General features: G+C 72.0%; 17 protein-coding genes. 11 read left to right on the top strand and 6 right to left on the bottom strand.

Annotated features, from left to right (window positions below):
* Positions 1-411 precede the first annotated feature (411 nt).
* The 4 genes from HNR40_RS57235 to HNR40_RS18970 are packed head-to-tail and all read left to right on the top strand — an operon-like array spanning position 412 to position 4,962.
* Complete coding sequence (locus HNR40_RS57235) at positions 412-1,080, top strand: amidohydrolase family protein (RefSeq protein ID WP_184962922.1); 669 nt, start codon at positions 412-414, stop codon at positions 1,078-1,080.
* Entirely contained in the window at positions 1,077-1,796 is a 720-nt protein-coding gene (locus HNR40_RS18980; protein ID WP_184962921.1) for an amidohydrolase family protein, read from the top strand. Before HNR40_RS57235 ends, HNR40_RS18980 begins: the two co-directional genes overlap by 4 nt.
* The gene (locus tag HNR40_RS18975) at positions 1,793-2,983 is read left to right on the top strand and encodes a DegT/DnrJ/EryC1/StrS family aminotransferase (RefSeq protein WP_184962919.1); all 1,191 of its coding nucleotides are present in this window, start codon (positions 1,793-1,795) and stop codon (positions 2,981-2,983) included. Before HNR40_RS18980 ends, HNR40_RS18975 begins: the two co-directional genes overlap by 4 nt.
* The gene (locus HNR40_RS18970; RefSeq protein WP_184962918.1) at positions 2,980-4,962 is read left to right on the top strand and encodes a PQQ-binding-like beta-propeller repeat protein; all 1,983 of its coding nucleotides are present in this window, start codon (positions 2,980-2,982) and stop codon (positions 4,960-4,962) included. Before HNR40_RS18975 ends, HNR40_RS18970 begins: the two co-directional genes overlap by 4 nt.
* 181 nt (positions 4,963-5,143) lie before the next feature.
* On the opposite strand, the gene HNR40_RS18965 is transcribed toward HNR40_RS18970, so the two are convergent.
* Complete coding sequence (locus tag HNR40_RS18965; RefSeq protein ID WP_184962916.1) at positions 5,144-7,084, bottom strand: PQQ-binding-like beta-propeller repeat protein; 1,941 nt, start codon at positions 7,082-7,084, stop codon at positions 5,144-5,146.
* 73 nt (positions 7,085-7,157) lie between these two features.
* Here HNR40_RS18965 and HNR40_RS18960 point away from each other — a divergent pair, with 73 nt between their 5' ends.
* The 3 genes from HNR40_RS18960 to HNR40_RS18950 all read left to right on the top strand — a co-directional run bounded on the left by HNR40_RS18960 (position 7,158) and on the right by HNR40_RS18950 (position 9,720).
* Positions 7,158-7,838 carry a histidine phosphatase family protein gene (locus tag HNR40_RS18960; RefSeq protein ID WP_184962914.1) on the top strand — a complete coding sequence of 227 codons (681 nt, stop codon included), beginning with the start codon at positions 7,158-7,160 and terminating at the stop codon, positions 7,836-7,838.
* 62 nt (positions 7,839-7,900) lie between these two features.
* Complete coding sequence (locus HNR40_RS18955) at positions 7,901-9,094, top strand: DUF4407 domain-containing protein (protein WP_184962913.1); 1,194 nt, start codon at positions 7,901-7,903, stop codon at positions 9,092-9,094.
* Between the two features lie 29 nt (positions 9,095-9,123).
* A complete protein-coding gene (locus HNR40_RS18950; RefSeq protein ID WP_184962911.1) occupies positions 9,124-9,720 on the top strand; it encodes a TetR/AcrR family transcriptional regulator in 597 nt (198 codons plus the stop codon).
* Here the strand turns inward: HNR40_RS18950 and HNR40_RS18945 are convergent.
* Complete coding sequence (locus HNR40_RS18945; RefSeq protein WP_184962910.1) at positions 9,698-10,159, bottom strand: hypothetical protein; 462 nt, start codon at positions 10,157-10,159, stop codon at positions 9,698-9,700. The genes HNR40_RS18950 and HNR40_RS18945 overlap by 23 nt on opposite strands.
* A gap of 205 nt (positions 10,160-10,364) precedes the next feature.
* On the opposite strand from HNR40_RS18945, the gene HNR40_RS18940 reads away from it, so the two are divergent.
* Positions 10,365-10,913: an RNA polymerase sigma factor gene (locus tag HNR40_RS18940; protein WP_184962908.1), complete on the top strand. Its 549-nt coding sequence runs from the start codon at positions 10,365-10,367 to the stop codon at positions 10,911-10,913.
* Complete coding sequence (locus HNR40_RS18935) at positions 10,906-11,175, top strand: hypothetical protein (RefSeq protein ID WP_184962907.1); 270 nt, start codon at positions 10,906-10,908, stop codon at positions 11,173-11,175. The genes HNR40_RS18940 and HNR40_RS18935 overlap by 8 nt, the downstream gene beginning before the upstream one ends.
* Here the strand turns inward: HNR40_RS18935 and HNR40_RS18930 are convergent.
* From HNR40_RS18930 to HNR40_RS18915, 4 genes are all read right to left on the bottom strand, one after another.
* Positions 11,153-12,100, bottom strand: a complete 948-nt coding sequence (locus HNR40_RS18930) for a serine hydrolase domain-containing protein (RefSeq protein WP_184962906.1) — start codon at positions 12,098-12,100, stop codon at positions 11,153-11,155. The two genes, HNR40_RS18935 and HNR40_RS18930, sit on opposite strands and share 23 nt — an antisense overlap.
* Before the next feature lie 124 nt (positions 12,101-12,224).
* A complete protein-coding gene (locus tag HNR40_RS18925; protein WP_221340516.1) occupies positions 12,225-12,707 on the bottom strand; it encodes a pyridoxamine 5'-phosphate oxidase family protein in 483 nt (160 codons plus the stop codon).
* A gap of 123 nt (positions 12,708-12,830) precedes the next feature.
* Positions 12,831-13,397 carry a superoxide dismutase family protein gene (locus tag HNR40_RS18920; protein ID WP_184962904.1) on the bottom strand — a complete coding sequence of 189 codons (567 nt, stop codon included), beginning with the start codon at positions 13,395-13,397 and terminating at the stop codon, positions 12,831-12,833.
* Positions 13,398-13,588: 191 nt separating this feature from the next.
* Positions 13,589-14,119 (bottom strand): uridine kinase family protein, encoded by a 531-nt coding sequence (locus tag HNR40_RS18915; protein WP_184962903.1) that lies wholly within the window; start codon positions 14,117-14,119, stop codon positions 13,589-13,591.
* A 76-nt stretch (positions 14,120-14,195) separates the two neighbouring features.
* On the opposite strand from HNR40_RS18915, the gene HNR40_RS18910 reads away from it, so the two are divergent.
* Positions 14,196-15,353: a CaiB/BaiF CoA transferase family protein gene (locus HNR40_RS18910; protein WP_184962901.1), complete on the top strand. Its 1,158-nt coding sequence runs from the start codon at positions 14,196-14,198 to the stop codon at positions 15,351-15,353.
* Positions 15,350-16,837 (top strand): carboxyl transferase domain-containing protein, encoded by a 1,488-nt coding sequence (locus HNR40_RS18905; RefSeq protein ID WP_184962900.1) that lies wholly within the window; start codon positions 15,350-15,352, stop codon positions 16,835-16,837. Before HNR40_RS18910 ends, HNR40_RS18905 begins: the two co-directional genes overlap by 4 nt.
* Positions 16,838-16,891: the final 54 nt, after the last annotated feature.

The raw sequence follows: 16,891 nt of genomic DNA, 5'->3' as shown, positions 1-16,891 counted from the left end.
GTGTGTGACGGATGGTTTGGGAAGATCACCCGTTCTACCGGATCTCCGTTCTCATGTCCTGATCTTCTGACGGTCTTGAAATACCAGCCCCAACCCTAACTAACCGGCATTGCCCCTAACCCACCCTCCAGCCCGCCCTTGGGGCTCTCCCCGAGGGCTCCACTCCGCGTCCCCTCTCGCGCCAAGCCCTCGCGGGGGCTCACCCCGGAGCGCCAACCCCTCTCCGGGTGTTCCGTCCGCCCTGCCGTTCCTCCGACACCCGAGGACACGGCAGGCACCCGAGCACGCGGCAGGGCGTTTCCTCGGGGCCCCGGACAAGGGACCTCGGGCGCCCAAGGGTGGTGGTGCACAGGACACGGGGCCGAGGGGGTGGTCTTGACCTGGGTTGTGGGGCGCGGCTAGTTTCGGTCTGTGCCGAAATCCGTCACGGACGCCCACCGCCTGATCGGCCCCGTGCCGTTCGACGACCTGCCGGAGGACCCGCGCCCCGACATGTCCCGGCTGGGCATCCAGCGCGCCCACGTGACCCACACCCTCAGCCTGTACTCCGACGCCAGAGCGGGCAACGAAGCTCTCATGGAACTGAAGGATCCGGCCCTGCAGCCGGTCCCGGTCCTGGTGCCCGAGTCGTTCGAGCCGATTCCGGACTGGAGCGTGCCGATGGTCCGCCTGTGCCCGTCCAGGCACCGCTTCGAGCTCACCGGACCCACCACGCTCCGGTGGCTGCGCGCGATGGATGTCACGGTGGCCGTCGAGTTCGAGGAGACCTCGCCAGGCCAACTGCTAGCCCTGGCCGGGCACCTGCCACACCAGCGGATCCTGCTGCTCACCCCCGGCTACCGCCACCTGCGCACCATCGGCGAGCTCATGGCCGAGATCCCCAACCTGTGGCTGGAGATCGGCACCGTCAACACCCAGCGCGGCGTCGAGTGGCTGGCCGGACTGTACGGCCCCGAGCGCCTGGTCTTCGGCACCGGCGCCCCCGTACTCGACGACTGCGGCCCGCGCTTCCTGCTCGACCACCTCGACCTGCCCGAAAAGGACGTCGAGCTGATCGCGACGGGAGGCGGCCTGCTGTGATCCTCGACGCGCACGGCCACCTCGGCCCCTGGCCCGACTTCCTCATCCCGGACAAGACCGCCGAAGGCATGGTCGAGCTGATGGACCGCATCGGCATCGACGCGATCGGCATCAGCCACCTGCTCGGCGTCGGGCTGTCGGCCGAGGAGGGCAACCGGCTGGCGTTCGAGGCGGCCGCGCGGCATCCGGGCCGCATCGGCGTCTGGCAGGTCTACAACCCGCACCAGCGCAACCGCCTCACCACCGAAGGCGTCTGGGGCGTCAAGGTCCATCCGGACGTGCACCAGTGCCGCCTCGACGACCGCCGCTACGACCCCGTCTGGGAGCTCGGCCTGCCCGTGCTCGCCCACGGCCAGACCGACTCGCCGTGGAGCGACCCGGAGCAGTTCACGACCGTCGCGCGGCGCCATCCGCACGTCCCGCTGCTGCTCGGTCACGCGGGCCTCTGGCCGTACGGCTTCGCCCGCGCCGCCGAGCTCATCCACGGCCACCCGAACCTCTACCTGGAGATCTGCGGCTCCAAGATGACCGGCCGCTGGATCGCCAAGCTGGCCGGACTGGCCGGAGCCGACCGTGTCGTCTACGGCTCCGACTCCTGCTTCCTCGACCTGCGTGTCGGCTTCGGCCGCGTCGCCCTGGCCCCGCTCAGCGACGCCGACCGTGCCCTCATCCAGGGCGGCAACCTCGCGCGCGTGCTGAAAGGACGCCTCGCATGACCCTCGCCATCCACGGCGGCACCCCCGTCCGCACCACCCCGTGGCCCGCCTGGCCGCCACCGCTCGACGACGCGCAGCGCAAGCTCGTCACCGACGTGCTCGACAGCGGCCTGTGGGGAGCCACCCAGGGCGGCTCCGCCTGCGCGGACCTGACCGCCGCGTTCGCCCGCCTTTCCGGCGTCCGGTACGGCGTCGCCGTAGGCAACGCCACCCTGGGCCTGTTCGCCGCGCTGCGCGGCCTGGGCGTCGGGCCGGGCGACGAGGTGATCGTGCCCGCGTACACGTTCGTCGCCTCGGCCACCTCGGTGCTGCTGGCGGGAGCCGTACCGGTGATCGTGGACGTGGACCCGGTCGACCTGCACCTGACGGGCGCCGTGGTCGAGGCCGCCGTCACCGGGCGCACGGCCGCGGTCATGCCGGTGCACCTGGCAGGCAGTCCGGCGGACATGGACGACATCAACGCGGTAGCCGTACGACATGGGCTGAAGGTCGTCGAGGACGCGGCGCAGGCGCACGGCGCGAGCTACAAGGGCCGCCCGGTCGGCGGGCTCGGCGACGCCGGCGTCTACAGCTTCCAGGCCAGCAAGGCGATGACGGCGGGGGAGGGCGGGCTGATCGTCTGCCGCGACGAGGCCGATCACGAGGCGATCTGGTCGGTCTGCAACCTCGGGCGCAAGCTCGGCGGCCAGTGGTACGGCCATCCGAACGTCGGCTGGAACCTGCGCCTGACCGAGATCCAGGCGGCGCTGCTGCTGCCCTGGCTGGACCGGCTGGACTCGGAGATCGCCCGGCGCAACGCGTTCGTCGCCGAGGTGGAGCGGGGGCTGGCCGCGATCGGGCTGCCCGAAGGGTACGAGGGCGGCGCGCGGCAGCCGGTGAGCGTGGTGCCGCAGCCGCCGGGCACCACGCTCGACTCGCGCCACCTGCTGATGCTGCGCGTGCATGTGCCGTACGACCGGGCCTTCTTCCTGGAGGCCATGGCCGCGGAAGGGGTGCCGCTCGACGGCGGCTACCCGCCGCTCGGCACGATGGCCGCGCTCACCGAGGCCGGCGCGCGGCCGGAGCCGTGCCCCGCCACCGAGGCCGCCAGCCGCGAGGTGGTCTGGATGCGCCAGTCGATGCTCATGGACGATCCCGCCCACGCCTCGCACCTCGTCGAGGCCCTCACGAAGGTGCTGCACGCATGATCTTATGGAAGGGAGCGCTCGCGGCCGTCCTGGTCGCGGTCACCGCGCTCACCCCGGCCCCCGCCCCCGCTCCGGAAAACCTGGGCGTCCCGCTCCAGGACGTGCTGCTGCTCGGCGGCGCCGTCGCCCCAGGCCCGGAGGGCAAGACGGTGATCTGGAGCGCCTCCTCCGGCGTCCCCGCCCACCTCAACGCCGTGGACCCGGCGACCGGGGCGCAGACGGCCAGGTTCGACCTGCCCGGCTCCGGCGGCGCGTGGGCGGTGGCCGCCACACCCGACGGCAGCGTGTACGCCGGCACGTACGGCGACAGCAAGCTCTTCCGCTGGACGGACCAGAGCGGCGTCCAGGACCTCGGCAACCCGCTGCCGGGCGAGACGTTCGTCTGGACGCTGGCCGAGGGCGAGGGCGCGACCGTCTACGGCGGCACCTCGCCGGGCGGCAAGCTCTTCTCCTATAACCCCGCCACAGGCGTACGCGACTACGGCCGCCTGTCCGCCACCCACGCCTACATCCGCAGCGTCTCCTACGCCGGCGGCAAGATCTACGCCGGCACCGAGGCGCCCGCCAAGATCTTCGAGGTGGACGCGGCCAGCGGTGCGATCAAGGAACTGCCCGCCCCCGAGGACACCACCGGCAAGTGGGCCTACGACGTCAACACCGCCGCCGGCTACCTCTACGTACGGCTCGGCAGCGCCAGCCCGGGCCCGCTGCACGTGTGGGACATAGCCGCAGGAAAGTGGACCGACCGGCTGGACGCCGCCCACGGCCTGGACGTCTCGCCGCCGGACGACGAAGGCCAGGTCTACTTTGTAAAGGGCGGCGAGCTGGTCCGCTACGACCCCAAGACCACGACCACGACCCCAACCGGCCTGCCCGTCACCGGCCGCGTGGCCAACACCCGTGGCATCGGCTGGGCCGAACTCGGCCTGCCCGACTACCCGGGCAAAAGCCTCGTCGGCCTGCTCTGGCGTGGCCTGATGTTCCGCTACAACCCGCAGACCGGCGCCAAGGCGTTCGTCCAGAGCGGCATCAAGGGCGAGCCGATCGACGTCACGGCGCTGTCCGAGGGCCCCGACGGCCGCATGTACGCCGGTGGCTTCCTCAACGGCGGCTTCGCCGGCATCGACCCCAAGACCGGCAAGGCCGAGGAGTTCCACACGTTCTCGCAGAGCGAGGACATGACCACACACCAGGGCAAGCTGTACATCGGCGCCTACCCCGAGGCCCGCGTCTACTCCTACGACCCGCGCCTGCCGTGGAACAGCACCGAGTACTCGCCCAGCCCGGAACCCGGCCCGGCCCCGAACCCCGCCCGCCTGTTCGACGCCGCCGCCGACAAGCAGATCCGCCCGCGCGCCATGGTCTCGGCCGGCCGCTACCTCGCCGTCGGCACCATGCCCGACCTCGGCCACCTGGGCGGCGTCCTGTCCATCTGGGACCCGGAGACCGGGAGCCTGAAGTCGTCGCAGCGCAACGTCGTCAAGGACCAGTCGATCGTCGCGCTCGCCTACCGCGACGGCATCGTCTACGGCGGCACCTCCATCTACAGCGGCCAGTCAGCCACTCCGCCCACACAGCCGGAAGCCAAACTGTTCGCCTGGTCGGTGCGCGAGAACCGGCTCCTGTGGGAGATCGTCCCCGCCCCCGGCAAGCCCGCCATCCCGGCCCTGACCTTCGACGCCGTGGGCCGGTTGTGGGGGATCGCCGGTGGAGAGGTGTTCGCGGTCAACACCTGGGCCCGCAAGGTCGTCAAGCGCGTGGTGCTGTCTTCGAGCAAGAGCGCGAGCGGTCAGCTGGCCTTCAACCGCCGCGACCTTCAGTTGTACGGCGCGCATGCCGGTCAGTCGGTGTTCCGCCTGAACCCGTTGACCGGCCGCCACACCGTGCTGCGCTCCGGCCCGGTCCACCAGCTGGCTGTCCACCGCTCAGGCGACATCTACTTCGCCGAAGGCCCCACCCTCTACCGCCTCCACCCCTAACCCCACCCCTCACCCCGGCCCACCGACTCGGTTGACCCCGGCCCCGGCACCCGAGAGGGCACCGGGGCCGGGGTCACGGCGTTTCGGCACCCCTTGGGCGGGATCGGGCCTGCACCCGCCGGGGTGTGCCCGATCCCGCACCTGGAGGGGTGTGCGGGACCGGGTCGTGAGGGTGGGTGGGTCAGCAGATGCGGTAGGTGTGGAAGTTCTCGAAGCGCGACAGGTACAGGTGCCCGTCGGCCCCCTTGAGCAGGTTCGAGATCGGCCGGGCGATCAGGGTGACCGCCATCGTGGCCCGGTCGATCCGGTAGGCCTTGCCCTGCACCTTCCCCCACAACATCCCATTGTGGAACTCGAGGTTGGTGTCCAGCCACACCTGCGTGGCAGTGGCCCACGGATAGGTCTGGTGCTTGGCGGTACGGAGCGTCTGCCCGGTCACCGGGTCCATCTCGAACACCGCGTCCGGCGTGAGCCCCCACAACCGCCCCGCGTCGTCGAAGGTGATCGACCCGAGCGCGAGGTCACCTGCAACAGGCGCCGTCACCCAGCGAAGCGTGTCGGCCGCGATGTCGTAGGCGAACACCTTGGCCGCGGTGTCCTGCGGGGTGCTGATGCCGCCGAAGGCCGAGGTGGCGCCGTAGACGACGCCGTCGCGGTAGGCGAGGCCGATGACGGAGTGGCCGGGAACGAGGTTGCGCTTGATGATCTTCTGGCCGGTGTCGGGGTTGAGCAGGCCGAGGGCTCCGCCGACGGTGCCGGACTTGGGGACGGTGCCGAACGCCAGCCACTCGCCCGCGGAGATCATCGCGAACGGCCGGTCCTGCTCCTGGTCGGAGAGGCTGAGCAGCTGTGTGGGGGTGTCGCCGTCGAAGGAGTAGATGCGGGCGCCGGGGTAGACGCCGAGGTAGAGCTTGCCCTTGTGGGTGACGATGCCTTCGCTCTGGCCGACGTTCGGCCAGAACTGTGACTGGCCGGTCTTCGGGTCGTAGGCGGCCAGGCCGCCGGTGAAGAAGCCGCCCGCGTAGACGCGGCCGTCGGGGCCGTTGCCCAGGGAGCGGATGCTGACGTGCTGCCCCGTGACGGTGGACTCGAACATGCGGCCCTTGCCGGTACGCCGGTCGTAGTGCCACATGCGGCCGGTGGAGCTGGTGCCGACCAGGACGTCGCCGCGCCAGCCGAGGGGCCGGGCGGCGCCGCCGCCGAAGTCGGTGAAGCCGGTAGGCCGGACTTTTCCGGATCGGAGGTCGAGGGTGCCGAGCTGGTCGTTCTGGACCAGATACACCTGGTTCCCGTGGCGTCCGCCGCCGACGGTGAGGCTGTCGACGTCGTCCACGACACGTTCCCAGCGTCGTTCGCGCAGGTCGTAGACGCCCATCGGGTTGACGCCCGTGGAGGTGGCGAACCTGACCAGCAGCCGGTGTCCGATCACGTCGAGGTCGTAGGCGTAGCCGTTGCCCTGGATGGGCGGGTCGATCACCCGGATCGGGGTGCCGTCGGGCCGCAGGATCGCGACCTTCATCGACTGGGCGCCCGTTCCGGCGTAGACGGTGCCGTCGCGGGCGATCGCCAGGTCTCTGATGAACTGCTCGCCGGGCACCGGACTGCCGAGGTCGCTGAGCCGGCCGGTGCGCGTGTCGTACCTGATGAGCTTGCCGTTGGGCGAGGTGCCGGCGTAGACGGCGCTTCCGTCGGGGGCGGCGGCGACGGTCCAGACGAACGTCTCGCCGGGCGCCGCGATGCCGAGTTCGGTGATCTTGCCGGTGGCGGGTTCGAAGCGGAAGAGCCGGCCCATGGCGCCGGCGGTGGCGTTGTAGCTGCCGACGTAGACGGAGTGGTCGGGGGCGACGGTGACCGCCCAGGAGCCGAGGGCGAGGGGGAGCGGGTGTTCGGAGACGAGCCTCGCGTCGGCGGCGTTCCTGACCGCGAGCACGGCGGGGCCGGAGGCACTTGAGGTGACGGTGTAGACGCGGCCGCGGTCCATGGCCGCGCCGGCGGTGGTGGCGCCGGTGAGGGGCAGGGTGCCGAGGGTCTGGAACCCGCAGCCGGTGGGTGGTGCTGATTCGGCCCCGACCGGAGTGGCGAAGGCGAGGAGGAGTAAGAGGGCTGCGATGAGTGCTCGCATGGGAGGCCTCCATGGCATTGGTTAACGGTCTTGACCGTAATTAGAAGAAGGGTCTTCTGGCAACATGGCGGGCATGAGCGGACCGGTGCGGATCATCGCGGTGCGGCACGGCCAGAGCGAGGCCAACCTCGCCTACGAACGGGCGCGCGAGCGTCCCCTCGTCTACGAGCGCGGCGACCAGGAGGTCACCCTGACCGATCTCGGCAGGCGGCAGGCGGCCGCGGTGGGGCAGGTGCTGGCGGCGTTGCCCGAGGCGGAGGCGCCGGAGGTGGTGTGGTGCTCGCCGTACCTGCGGGCGCGCGACACCTGGGCGCACGCGCAACGGGCGTGGGGCGTCACGACCACGCTGCCCCTCACCGTGGACAAGCGCCTGCGCGACCGCGAGATGGGCGCCCTGGCTCCGTTCAACAGCGCGGCCGTGGCCGAGCGCTTCCCCGAGGAGGCCGCCCGCTTCGTGTCCGAGGGCGAGTACTCCTTCCGTCCGCCGGGCGGCGAGTCCTTCGGCGACGTCGTGGTACGGCTGCGCGCCTTCGTCGGCGACCTGCGCGCGACCGCCTCCGGCCGGCGGGTCCTGATCGTGGCCCACGACGCGGTCGTGCTGCTGCTGCGCCACGTCCTGGCCGGCAAGCCCGACGCCGAACTGCCCTCGGTGCACCGCTACGCACCGATCCGCAACGCGTCGGTCTCCACCTGGCACGTAGTGGACGGGCGGATGGAGGTGTTGTCGTTCAATGACGTGACGCACCTGGCCTGACACCCCGCAAGGCGGGCATTGGTTACTAAAAGGTGACACCTGTTCTGGCATTGGTGGGGTGCATGGAACAGTTGACACGGTCATACCCTCAGGCGCCGGGCACGGACTGGCCGGATTTCCCGGGACGGCGCCCGGACGTGGCGCGGCGGGTGCGCGTCCTGGCCGGGGTGGACGAGGACCTGCTCGACCGGGTGCCCGAGGAACGCCCCCGCTACACCAGCCTGGGCGGCGTGGTGCTGGGCACGGCGGCGGTGGCGTTCGTGTCGATGCTGGCCGCGCTGGTGATGGTGTTCGGCGGCGGCTGGACCCTGCTCGTCGCGGTGCCGATCGCGCTGCTCTGGTCGGCGCTGGTCGGCAACTTCGACCGATGGCTCCTGGCCAGCGGCCACGGCGTGATGACCTGGGGCAAGAAGCTCGCCGTCATGCTCCCGAGGCTGGTCGTGGCGACCCTCCTCGGAGTGATCATCGCCGAGCCGGTGGTCCTGGCCGTCTTCGACTCGGCGGTCCAGGAGCAGGTGAAGCGGAGCCGTTCCACCGCGAACCTCGCCTACGAGGACGCGCTCAAGCGCTGCAACCCGGCCCCGGACGCAGCGGGCGTCATCCCCGCGGCCCCCGCGGGCTGCCGCTCCAGGGCGTTGTCGCTGGCCGGAGCCCCCACCGAACGCCTGGCCGAACGCGCCCGCCTCCAGCGCCAGCACGACGACCTCGCCAAGAAGGTCGCGACCGACAGGAAGGAACTGGTCCGCCGCCAGGACCTGGCCCGCCGTGAGTGCAACGGCACCGGCGGCGCCGGGCTGACCGGCCGGGCGGGCGAAGGCCCGAACTGCGCCCGCAACCGCGCGGAGGCCGACGCGTTCGAGCGGGACGGCAGGCTGGCCGCGAACACCGCCACCGTCGCCGCGCTCAACGACCGGCTCACCCGGCTCAACGCCGACCTCGGCGCCGCCTCGACCACCTACGCCGGGGCGCTGTCGGCCAGAATCCAGCAGAAGGTCGCCGAACGCCGGGCGCAGCAGGGCCACATCGGCCTGCTGGAGCGGCTGGAGGCGCTGGGCGTGCTCAAGGAGCGCAGCGGGATGCTGTTCGCGTCGATCTGGCTGGTCACGATCTTCTTCATCGTCATCGACGTGATGCCGGCGCTGGTCAAGTTCCTGTCCCCGACCACCACCTACGACGTGCTGGTCACCGGGCGGCTGGAACGGCGGCGCCGTACCCAGGAGCGGGCGGAGGAGGCGGCGCTGCGGCACGGCCTGTGACCACCTCCGGCATCGCTACCGTTGGGTTCATGCCCAAGACACCCGACAGCTCCCGCCGCAGCGAGCACTCGCGCCAGGCGATCCTCGCGGCCACCCGCGCCCTGATCTCCGAGGTGGGCTACGAGAAGGTCGCCATCGAGGCCATCGCCGCGCGGGCGGGCGTCGGCAAGCAGACGATCTACCGGTGGTGGCCGTCGAAGGGCGCCGTGATCTTCGATTCGATCCTGGCGCTCAGCGAGGACGCCGACGGCCGGGACCTGGCCCTGCCCGACACCGGGGACCTGGAGGCGGACCTGAAGCGGGTCATGCGCGCGACCGTCGCCGAGTTCGCCGACCCGGACTTCGAGAAGCCGATCCGGGCGCTGACCGCCGAGGTGATCAACGACGCCGGGCTGGCCGCGCAGTACCGGGACAAGCTCGCCCGGCCCGTGGACGAGGCCAAGAAGGCCCGGCTGCGCGGCGGGCAGCGGGCCGGGCAACTCGCCGCCGACGCCGACCTCGACCTGGTGCTCGAAGTGCTCTACGCGCCGCTTTTCCAGCGGTGGCTGCAGCGCTCGGGCCCGCTCACGCCCGAGTACGCCGACGCGCTGGTCGAGGCCGCGCTCAGGGCGTTTCGGCCCGGGTGAACTCGGCGATCCAGTTGGTCTCCCAGGTCTGCTCGCCGTCCACCGAGAAGGCCTGCTCCCAGCGGCAGTGGTCGGCGTCGATCCTGATCCAGAGGAAGCGGCAGCGCACCGGCGTGCCCTCGTGCTCGTCGTCGCAGAAGAACGCGCCCCGGTCGCCGTCGAAGCGGCCCACCACGGGCGGCAGCCCGAGCACGGGGTCGGCGGCGCTGACCCAGTAGATCGACCAGAGGTCGGTGGCGGGGTCGTGCAGGCGCAGGGTCAGCCCCGAGGTCCCCTTGGTGGGGAAGGTGACCTCGTCGCAGCTGGCCGCGCCGGACAGGTGCCGCGTGGCGCGCGTGAATCCGGGGAACTCCTCCCAGTCGTCGCTGCCCGCCAGCCGCTTGGTCAGCTTGCGCTGGTGCGAGGTCCAGGTGCCCTCGAAGAAGTCGAAGTTGTTCATGGGCAGAAGCTAGGAGCGCGTCACTGACATCTCCTGTCAGTGCCTGAATCCTTTTATGGTGTTCCTGCCTCTTATGTGTGTCCCGGCGACCCCGCCGGGACCCAGACCCGGAGGTTTCCCACCATGACCATCGCCATCATCGCCGTCGCCGCCGTACTCGTCTGCACGTGTACGGTCGTCGTGCTGCGCCGCAGGAGCCGCAGCCGTGGCTGACACGACCTGGCCCGACGAGCGGCTCATCGCGGCCGCGCAGAGGGGCGACGTCGACTCCATCGCCGCGCTGGTGTCACGCTCGCAGTCGCACGTACGCCGCTTCGCCCACGCGTTGTGCACCACCCCCGAGGACGCCGAGGACGCCGCGCAGGAAGCGCTGATCATCCTGTATCGCAAGATCGGGGTGTTGCGGGCCTCGGCGGCGCTGGCGTCGTGGATGTTCCGCATCGTCCGCAACGAGTGCCTGCGCCGGGCGCGGTCGCTGACCGGGCACCACGTCCCGTTCCTGGAGACCGCCGAGCGGTCGGCCGAGGAGGAGGTGCTGCTGCGCCTGGAGGCCGGGATCGTGGCGGAGGCGATCGCCGAACTGCCCGCCGACCAGCGCAGCGTGCTGATCATGCGGGACGTCCAGGGCCACAGCGGGCGCGCGGTGGCCGCCGCGCTGGGCCTCAGCACCCCGGCCATGAAGTCGCGGCTGCACCGGGCCCGCACCACGGTCCGCGCCTCGCTGCTGAGCTCGGTGGGGGGCGACCATGGCTGACGGACGCGATTTCGCCAGCGGGTCGCTGCCCCGGCACCTGGCGCGCGGCGTGATCGGCTTCGGCGCGCTGGTCGCCGCGCTCGCGCTGCTCCCGGTGGCCGGGCCGGTCAGCCTGCTCCTGGCGCCGGTCGGCCTGCTGGCGCTGCGCGGGTGCCCGACGTGCTGGGCGATCGGGCTGATGCAGACGATCTCCAGGGGACGGCTGCAGCGTAAGTGCGTGGACGGGCGGTGCGAGCTGACTAGCTCCAGAACCCCGTCGTGAACGCCGCCCGGAGTGCCGCGTGGGCGGCGTCGTCGTACGCCGTCATGCTGAGGCTGAGCTGGCGGTCGGCGTCGGCGCTGTGGAAGGACAGGGTGCTGTAGCCGAGGATGGCGCCCCGGTGACCGTAGGCGGTGCCGCAGGGCGTGTCGGCGATCTCCAGGCCGAGGCCGTACGCGCCGCCGACGCCCGGGGTCTTCATCAGCGTCAGCTCGGCCGGTGGCAACAGGCCGCCGGTGAGGAGGGCGTGGAAGAAGGTGTTGAGGTCGGCGGCCGTGGACATCACGCCGCCCGCGGCGCCGGCGGCCGTGGGGTCGAGGCGGGTCACGTCGCGGGGCCTGCCGCCGGTCATGAGGTAGCCGTGGGCGTGCGGGCCGTTGATCGCGGTCGAGGAGGTGGGGGTGCGGGTGGCCGTCAGTTTCAGCGGCTTGATGATCCGGTCGGTGATCTCCCTGGTGTACGGCCGGCCCGTCACCTCCTCGATCACCATGCCGAGCAGGCGGTAGCCGGTGCCGGATGGGGCGTACCGGGTGCCGGGGGCGAACATGACGGTCAGGTCGGCGAGGTCGCGCGCCCGCCGGCGGGGTGCGGGGCCGGGGTGCTCGGGCAGGCCGCTGGTGTGGCCGAGCAGGTGCCGGACGGTGATGTCCGCCGCCGGGTTCGGCAGATGGGCGCCCAGCGGGTCGTCCAGCCCGAGCCTGCCCTCGGCCACGAGTTGCAGCACGACCGTGGCGGTGAAGGACTCGGTGACGCCGCCGATGCGGAAGCGGCCGTTGACGGGGGCGCGGCGCGGGCGGCCGAGCTCGATCACGCCCGAGGCCAGCCTGGTGGTGTGGCCGTCCCATCGGACCTCAGCGATCACCGCGCCCGCTCCGGCCGCCACGATCCTGTCCAGTTCCGGCTGCAGCGGGGCGGTGGTCACGCGCACGATGGGCCCTTCCGAGGGGGGACGACCCTTCGACACTCGCAGCCGGACGATCCCCCCGCCTCCCGCCTGATGCCGAGACCGTGCCTCCACCGCTGGTCGGAGCGGCACCGACCAAAGTCGGTGTTCAGGGGGTCACGGCTATCCGGTGGTCATGGGAGAGACCGTGGGGTGAGCAGGGGACGCCTGTCGCGCGGGGGCACAGGACGTGGTGGTCGTCGGCGCTCGCCACGTAGAGGCGGTAGGGGTTGGGCGCGCTCAGGTACTCAGGGCTCATCGGGCGGCCGCCGCGCGACGGGTCGCCCGGGTAGACGGCCAGGGCGGGCTCCAGGTCGGTGACCTGCCTGGCCGTGGCCGACATGTAGACCGCCTGGCCGCTGCCCGGGGTGACCCGGGAGTCGAAGACGACCATGCCCAGCCGCGGGCGGACCGCCAGGTTCCTGGAGTGGACGGTTTCTGGGGAGGAGACCCAGTAGAAGTCGCGGTAGCCGTCGTGGGCGAAGAACACCGGGTTGGCCCACGGGGTGCCGTCCTGGTCCGCGGTCGCGAGCGTCACGTACACGTTGGCGTCGATGATGGACCGGGCCATCGCTGCCAGGTCGTCGTTCATCAGAATCGTCCGCCTCTCTGCTGGATCGCGCAGGGTGTGCGCTCGCGGTCGAGGCGGCAAACCCTAGTCCCTGACCCGCCGCACGGGCCAGTGCGGCGGGCCGGGGGAGGCGGTGGCGGGCGGTTACTTGATCGGGCCGCAGGCGATCCGGCCGCCCGCGTCGCCCGTGCGCTGGGTGGCCTCGTCCGGGCCGGTGGCGCTGTAGCGCTCGGGGATGTTGGCCAGGTTGTCGGGCAGGGCGTGCACGATGACGGCGCTGCCGTCGGCGTCGGTGAGCTGGCGGACGCGGAAGCGGTCGGTGACCACCGAGGCGGTGCCGGAGCCGTCCGCGCCGACCAGCAGCGGCGGCAGGTCGCCCGAGTGGTGGGAGTGGGTGGAGCCGCCCAGGTCGAAGTGCGCGCCGGCGGTGTAGAACGGGGACACCTTGCCGGTCGCCGGGTCGATGGCGGCAGGGTCGCAGACGCCGGTCGTGTGCACGTGGAAGCCGTGGTAGCCCGGGGGCAGGCCCTTGACCGTGACCGACAGGCGCGACTTGGTGTATCCCTCCGGCCGCAGCAGAAGGGTGCCGACCGGCTTGCCCGCCACGTCGCGGATCGTGACCGGGTGCGTCTCCTGCGAGGTGGCGGTGGCCTGGGCCACGGCGCTGACGCCGATGGCCGCGACCGCGGTGAGGAGCGTGGCGCAGATCATCAGGTGAAGCTTCCGTGGCTGCGGTAACGGCGCCATCGCGAACGGCCTTTCGATGCGGGGGAGTGGACTGCCGTCGCCACCCGGGGCGCCGGCACGCGCTGCGTCGAGGGTAAAGGCGATCCGCCGCGATGTTGTATAGGATTTGGTATAGCAATGTGAGGGGTGGCCGGGGTTATGGCCACCCTTTACAGTCAGGTGGAAATGACGAGGTCGGCTCGGGATCGGGTGGCGTCGTCGGCGAACCAGCGGTCCTCCGCGGCGAACCACGCCTGCCACTCCGCCTCCAGGCCGGCGCCGTCCCTGGCCCGCACGCGGTCCCAGCGGGTCGTGTGCCCGGCCTCCAGCCAGACCCGGAAGGCCAGGAGGTGGTCGGCGTCGCGGCGGGCCGTACCCACGCCCTCGATCACCAGGACCGGAGCGGGCGGGACGTCGAGCCACGTCGTGTACTGGGCGCGGTGCCAGTCGTAGCGGCGGAAACGTCCGGTACGGCCGGCCGACAGCGGGTCCAGGACCTGCTCGCGCAGCGCCGCGAACCAGGCGCCTGGGCCCTCCGACCACGGCACGGGGAAGTCGTCGCTGTGGATCACCTGGCAGCCGAGCGCCTCGCCCAGGCGTCCGGCGAACGTGGTCTTGCCCGCTCCGGCGGGCCCGTCGACGGCCACGAGGCGGACCGGGCCGCACGACGGCGGCAGGTCGCGGACGCGCTGGGCGAGGGTTTGCACGCTGTCGAGGGTAGGGGGCGACGGAAAGGACCTGGCAAGCTGAGAATATTGACTTTCCCCGGGATGGAGGTTGATCTTGCTCGGACCCCTAGGCGACATCGTCGTGCTCGATCTGTCCAGGGCCCTCGCGGGTCCGCACGCCGCCCAGATGCTCGGTGACCTGGGCGCCAAGGTGATCAAGGTGGAGCACCCTGACGGGGGTGACGAGTCGCGGGGCTGGGGACCGCCGTTCGTCGGGCCGGAGCATGACATCTCCACGTACTTCCTGGCGGCCAACCGCAACAAGCTGTCGGTCGCCGTCGACCTCAAGAGCGCCGAGGGCAAGGCGCTGGTCGAGCGCCTGGTCCGGCAGAGCGACGTGCTCGTCGAGAACTTCCGCACCGGGGTGCTCGACCGGCTCGGGCTCGCCGTGGAACGGCTGCGCGAGCTCAACCCCCGGCTGGTGGTCCTGTCCATCACGGGGTTCGGGCACGACGGCCCGGAGGGCGGGCGGCCGGGTTACGACCAGATCGCGCAGGGCGAGGCGGGGCTGATGTCGCTGACGGGTCCCAGCGCCGAGGAGCCCTACCGCGTGGGCGCCTCGATCGCCGACCTGCTCGCGGGCATCCACGGCGCGTACGGCGTGGCCGCCGCCCTGTACGAGCGCGAGCGCACCGGCGAGGGCCGGATCGTGCGCACCTCCCTGCTGGCCGCGGTGACCGGCGTGCACTCCTACCACGGCACCACCTGGACGGTCGGCGGCCAGGTCCCGCGGGCCAACGGCAACCACCACGTCTCCATCGCCCCGTACGGCGCCTTCCACTGCGCCGGCGGCATGCTCCAGATCGCCGTCGCCAACGAGGTCCAATGGCGAAAAGTCGCCACCCTCCTCGGCATAGACCCAGATATCGCGAAATATCGCACCAATCGCGACCGCTTCCAGCACCGCGAGGACCTCATCCAGGACATGGAGAAAGCCCTGGCCGCCCACGACCGCGCCCACTGGCTGGCCGCGCTCGGCGACCTGGGCGTCCCGGCCGGCGCCATCCGCTCACTCGACGAGGTCTACGCCTGGGACCAGACCCGCTCCCAGGGCCTGCTCGTCACCGTGGAGCACCCGGTCCTGGGCCGCATCGAGCTGCCCGGCCCGCCGCTGCGTTTCGACGGCCTGCCGCCGGCCGAGCACACCGCCCCGCCCGAACTGGGCCAGGACGGCGACGCGGTCCTGGCCTGGCTGGAAGAGCGGGAGCGATGATCGACAGCCGCCCCGACGCGCACGCCCTGATCCGCGCGGTCCTGGACGAGGGCTCCTGGCGTTCCTGGGACGCGCCGCCGGTCGACCCGGTGCGCCCCGACTCCTCCTACGCCGACGAACTGGCCGCCGCCCGCGTCAAGTCCGGTTACGACGAGTCGGTCGTGACCGGCGAAGGGCTGCTCGAGGGCCGGCGGGTGGCGGTGGTGGCCAGCGAGTTCTCCTTCCTGGCCGGATCGATCGGGGTGGCCGCGGCCGAGCGGATCGCGGTGGCGGTGGAGCGGGCGACCGCCGAAGGGCTGCCGCTGCTGGCCGCGCCCGCCTCAGGCGGCACCAGGATGCAGGAGGGCGCGCTGGCGTTCGTGCAGATGGTGAAGGTCACCGCCGCGGTGCAGGCGCATCGGGCGGCGGGCCTGCCGTACCTGGTCTATCTGCGGCATCCCACGACGGGCGGGGTGTTCGCGTCGTGGGGCTCGCTCGGCCACGTGACCGCGGCCGAGCCGGGGGCGCTGATCGGCTTTCTCGGGCCGAGGGTGTTCGAGTCGCTGCACGGCTACCCGTTCCCCGAGGGCGTGCAGGTGTCGGAGAACCTCTACCGCCACGGCCTGGTCGACGCGGTCGTCTCGGCCGAGGCGGCGCGGGCGATCGCGGTGCGCGCGCTGAGCGTGCTGTGCGCGCGGGTGGAGGACCTCGACCCGGGTCAGCCGCCCGAGGAGGACCTGCGGCCGGTGGAGGCGTGGGAGGCCATCACCCGCTCCCGGCGCGACGACCGGCCGGGCGTGCGCACGCTGCTCAAGCTGGCCGCCACCGACGTCACCCCGCTCAACGGCAGCGGCGAGGGCGAGAACGAGCCCGGCCTGATCCTGGCGCTGGCCAGGTTCGGGGCGGCGCCGGCGGTCGTGCTCGGCCAGGACCGGCGCCGCCAGCGGGTCGGCGCGCCGCTGGGCCCGGCGGGGCTGCGGGTGGCCAGGCGCGGCATGCGGCTGGCCGCTGAGCTGGGGCTGCCGCTGGTCACGGTGATCGACACGGCGGGCGCGGCGCTGTCGAAGGCGGCCGAGGAGGGCGGCCTGGCCGCGGAGATCGCCCGCTGCCTGGCCGACATGGTCTCGCTGGAGGCGCCGACGGTCTGCCTGCTGATGGGGGAGGGCGCGGGCGGCGCGGCGCTGGCGCTGCTGCCGGCCGACCGCGTGCTGGCCGCCCAGCACGCCTGGCTGTCGCCGCTGCCGCCGGAGGGCTCGTCGGCGATCCTCTACCGCAGCGTCGACTTCGCCCCGGAGATCGCCCAGGCCCAGGGTGTACGCGCGACGGACCTGCGAAGGAACGGCATCGTCGACCGGGTGGTGCCGGAGCTGCCCGACGCCGCCTACGAGCCGAGGGCGTTCGCCGAGCGGGTGGGCAGGGCGCTGGAGTACGAGATCGCCACGGTGCTCCGGCTCGGCCCGCAGGAGCGTAAGGAGGCCAGGAGATCGCGCTATCGCGCGCTCTGACGCGAAAAATATGACTGAACATCTGTATGGTCGCCAATACATGCGTATAGCATG

It is taken from the genome of Nonomuraea endophytica, assembly GCF_014203235.1.
In the GTDB taxonomy this organism is placed as follows: Bacteria; Actinomycetota; Actinomycetes; order Streptosporangiales; family Streptosporangiaceae; genus Nonomuraea; species Nonomuraea endophytica.
Note: the sequence above shows the minus strand (reverse complement) of the source record. Positions and strands in the feature narration are given on the sequence as shown.

Coding starts and splice junctions, on each gene's coding strand:
- HNR40_RS18905 (WP_184962900.1), top strand. CDS start 15,350: ATGATCGACAGCCGCCCCGACGCGCACGCCCTGATCCGCGCGGTCCTG.
- HNR40_RS18950 (WP_184962911.1), top strand. CDS start 9,124: ATGCCCAAGACACCCGACAGCTCCCGCCGCAGCGAGCACTCGCGCCAG.
- HNR40_RS18970 (WP_184962918.1), top strand. CDS start 2,980: ATGATCTTATGGAAGGGAGCGCTCGCGGCCGTCCTGGTCGCGGTCACC.
- HNR40_RS18960 (WP_184962914.1), top strand. CDS start 7,158: ATGAGCGGACCGGTGCGGATCATCGCGGTGCGGCACGGCCAGAGCGAG.
- HNR40_RS18945 (WP_184962910.1), bottom strand. CDS start 10,159: ATGAACAACTTCGACTTCTTCGAGGGCACCTGGACCTCGCACCAGCGC.
- HNR40_RS18975 (WP_184962919.1), top strand. CDS start 1,793: ATGACCCTCGCCATCCACGGCGGCACCCCCGTCCGCACCACCCCGTGG.
- HNR40_RS18965 (WP_184962916.1), bottom strand. CDS start 7,084: ATGCGAGCACTCATCGCAGCCCTCTTACTCCTCCTCGCCTTCGCCACT.
- HNR40_RS18920 (WP_184962904.1), bottom strand. CDS start 13,397: ATGATCTGCGCCACGCTCCTCACCGCGGTCGCGGCCATCGGCGTCAGC.
- HNR40_RS18955 (WP_184962913.1), top strand. CDS start 7,901: ATGGAACAGTTGACACGGTCATACCCTCAGGCGCCGGGCACGGACTGG.
- HNR40_RS18935 (WP_184962907.1), top strand. CDS start 10,906: ATGGCTGACGGACGCGATTTCGCCAGCGGGTCGCTGCCCCGGCACCTG.
- HNR40_RS18925 (WP_221340516.1), bottom strand. CDS start 12,707: ATGAACGACGACCTGGCAGCGATGGCCCGGTCCATCATCGACGCCAAC.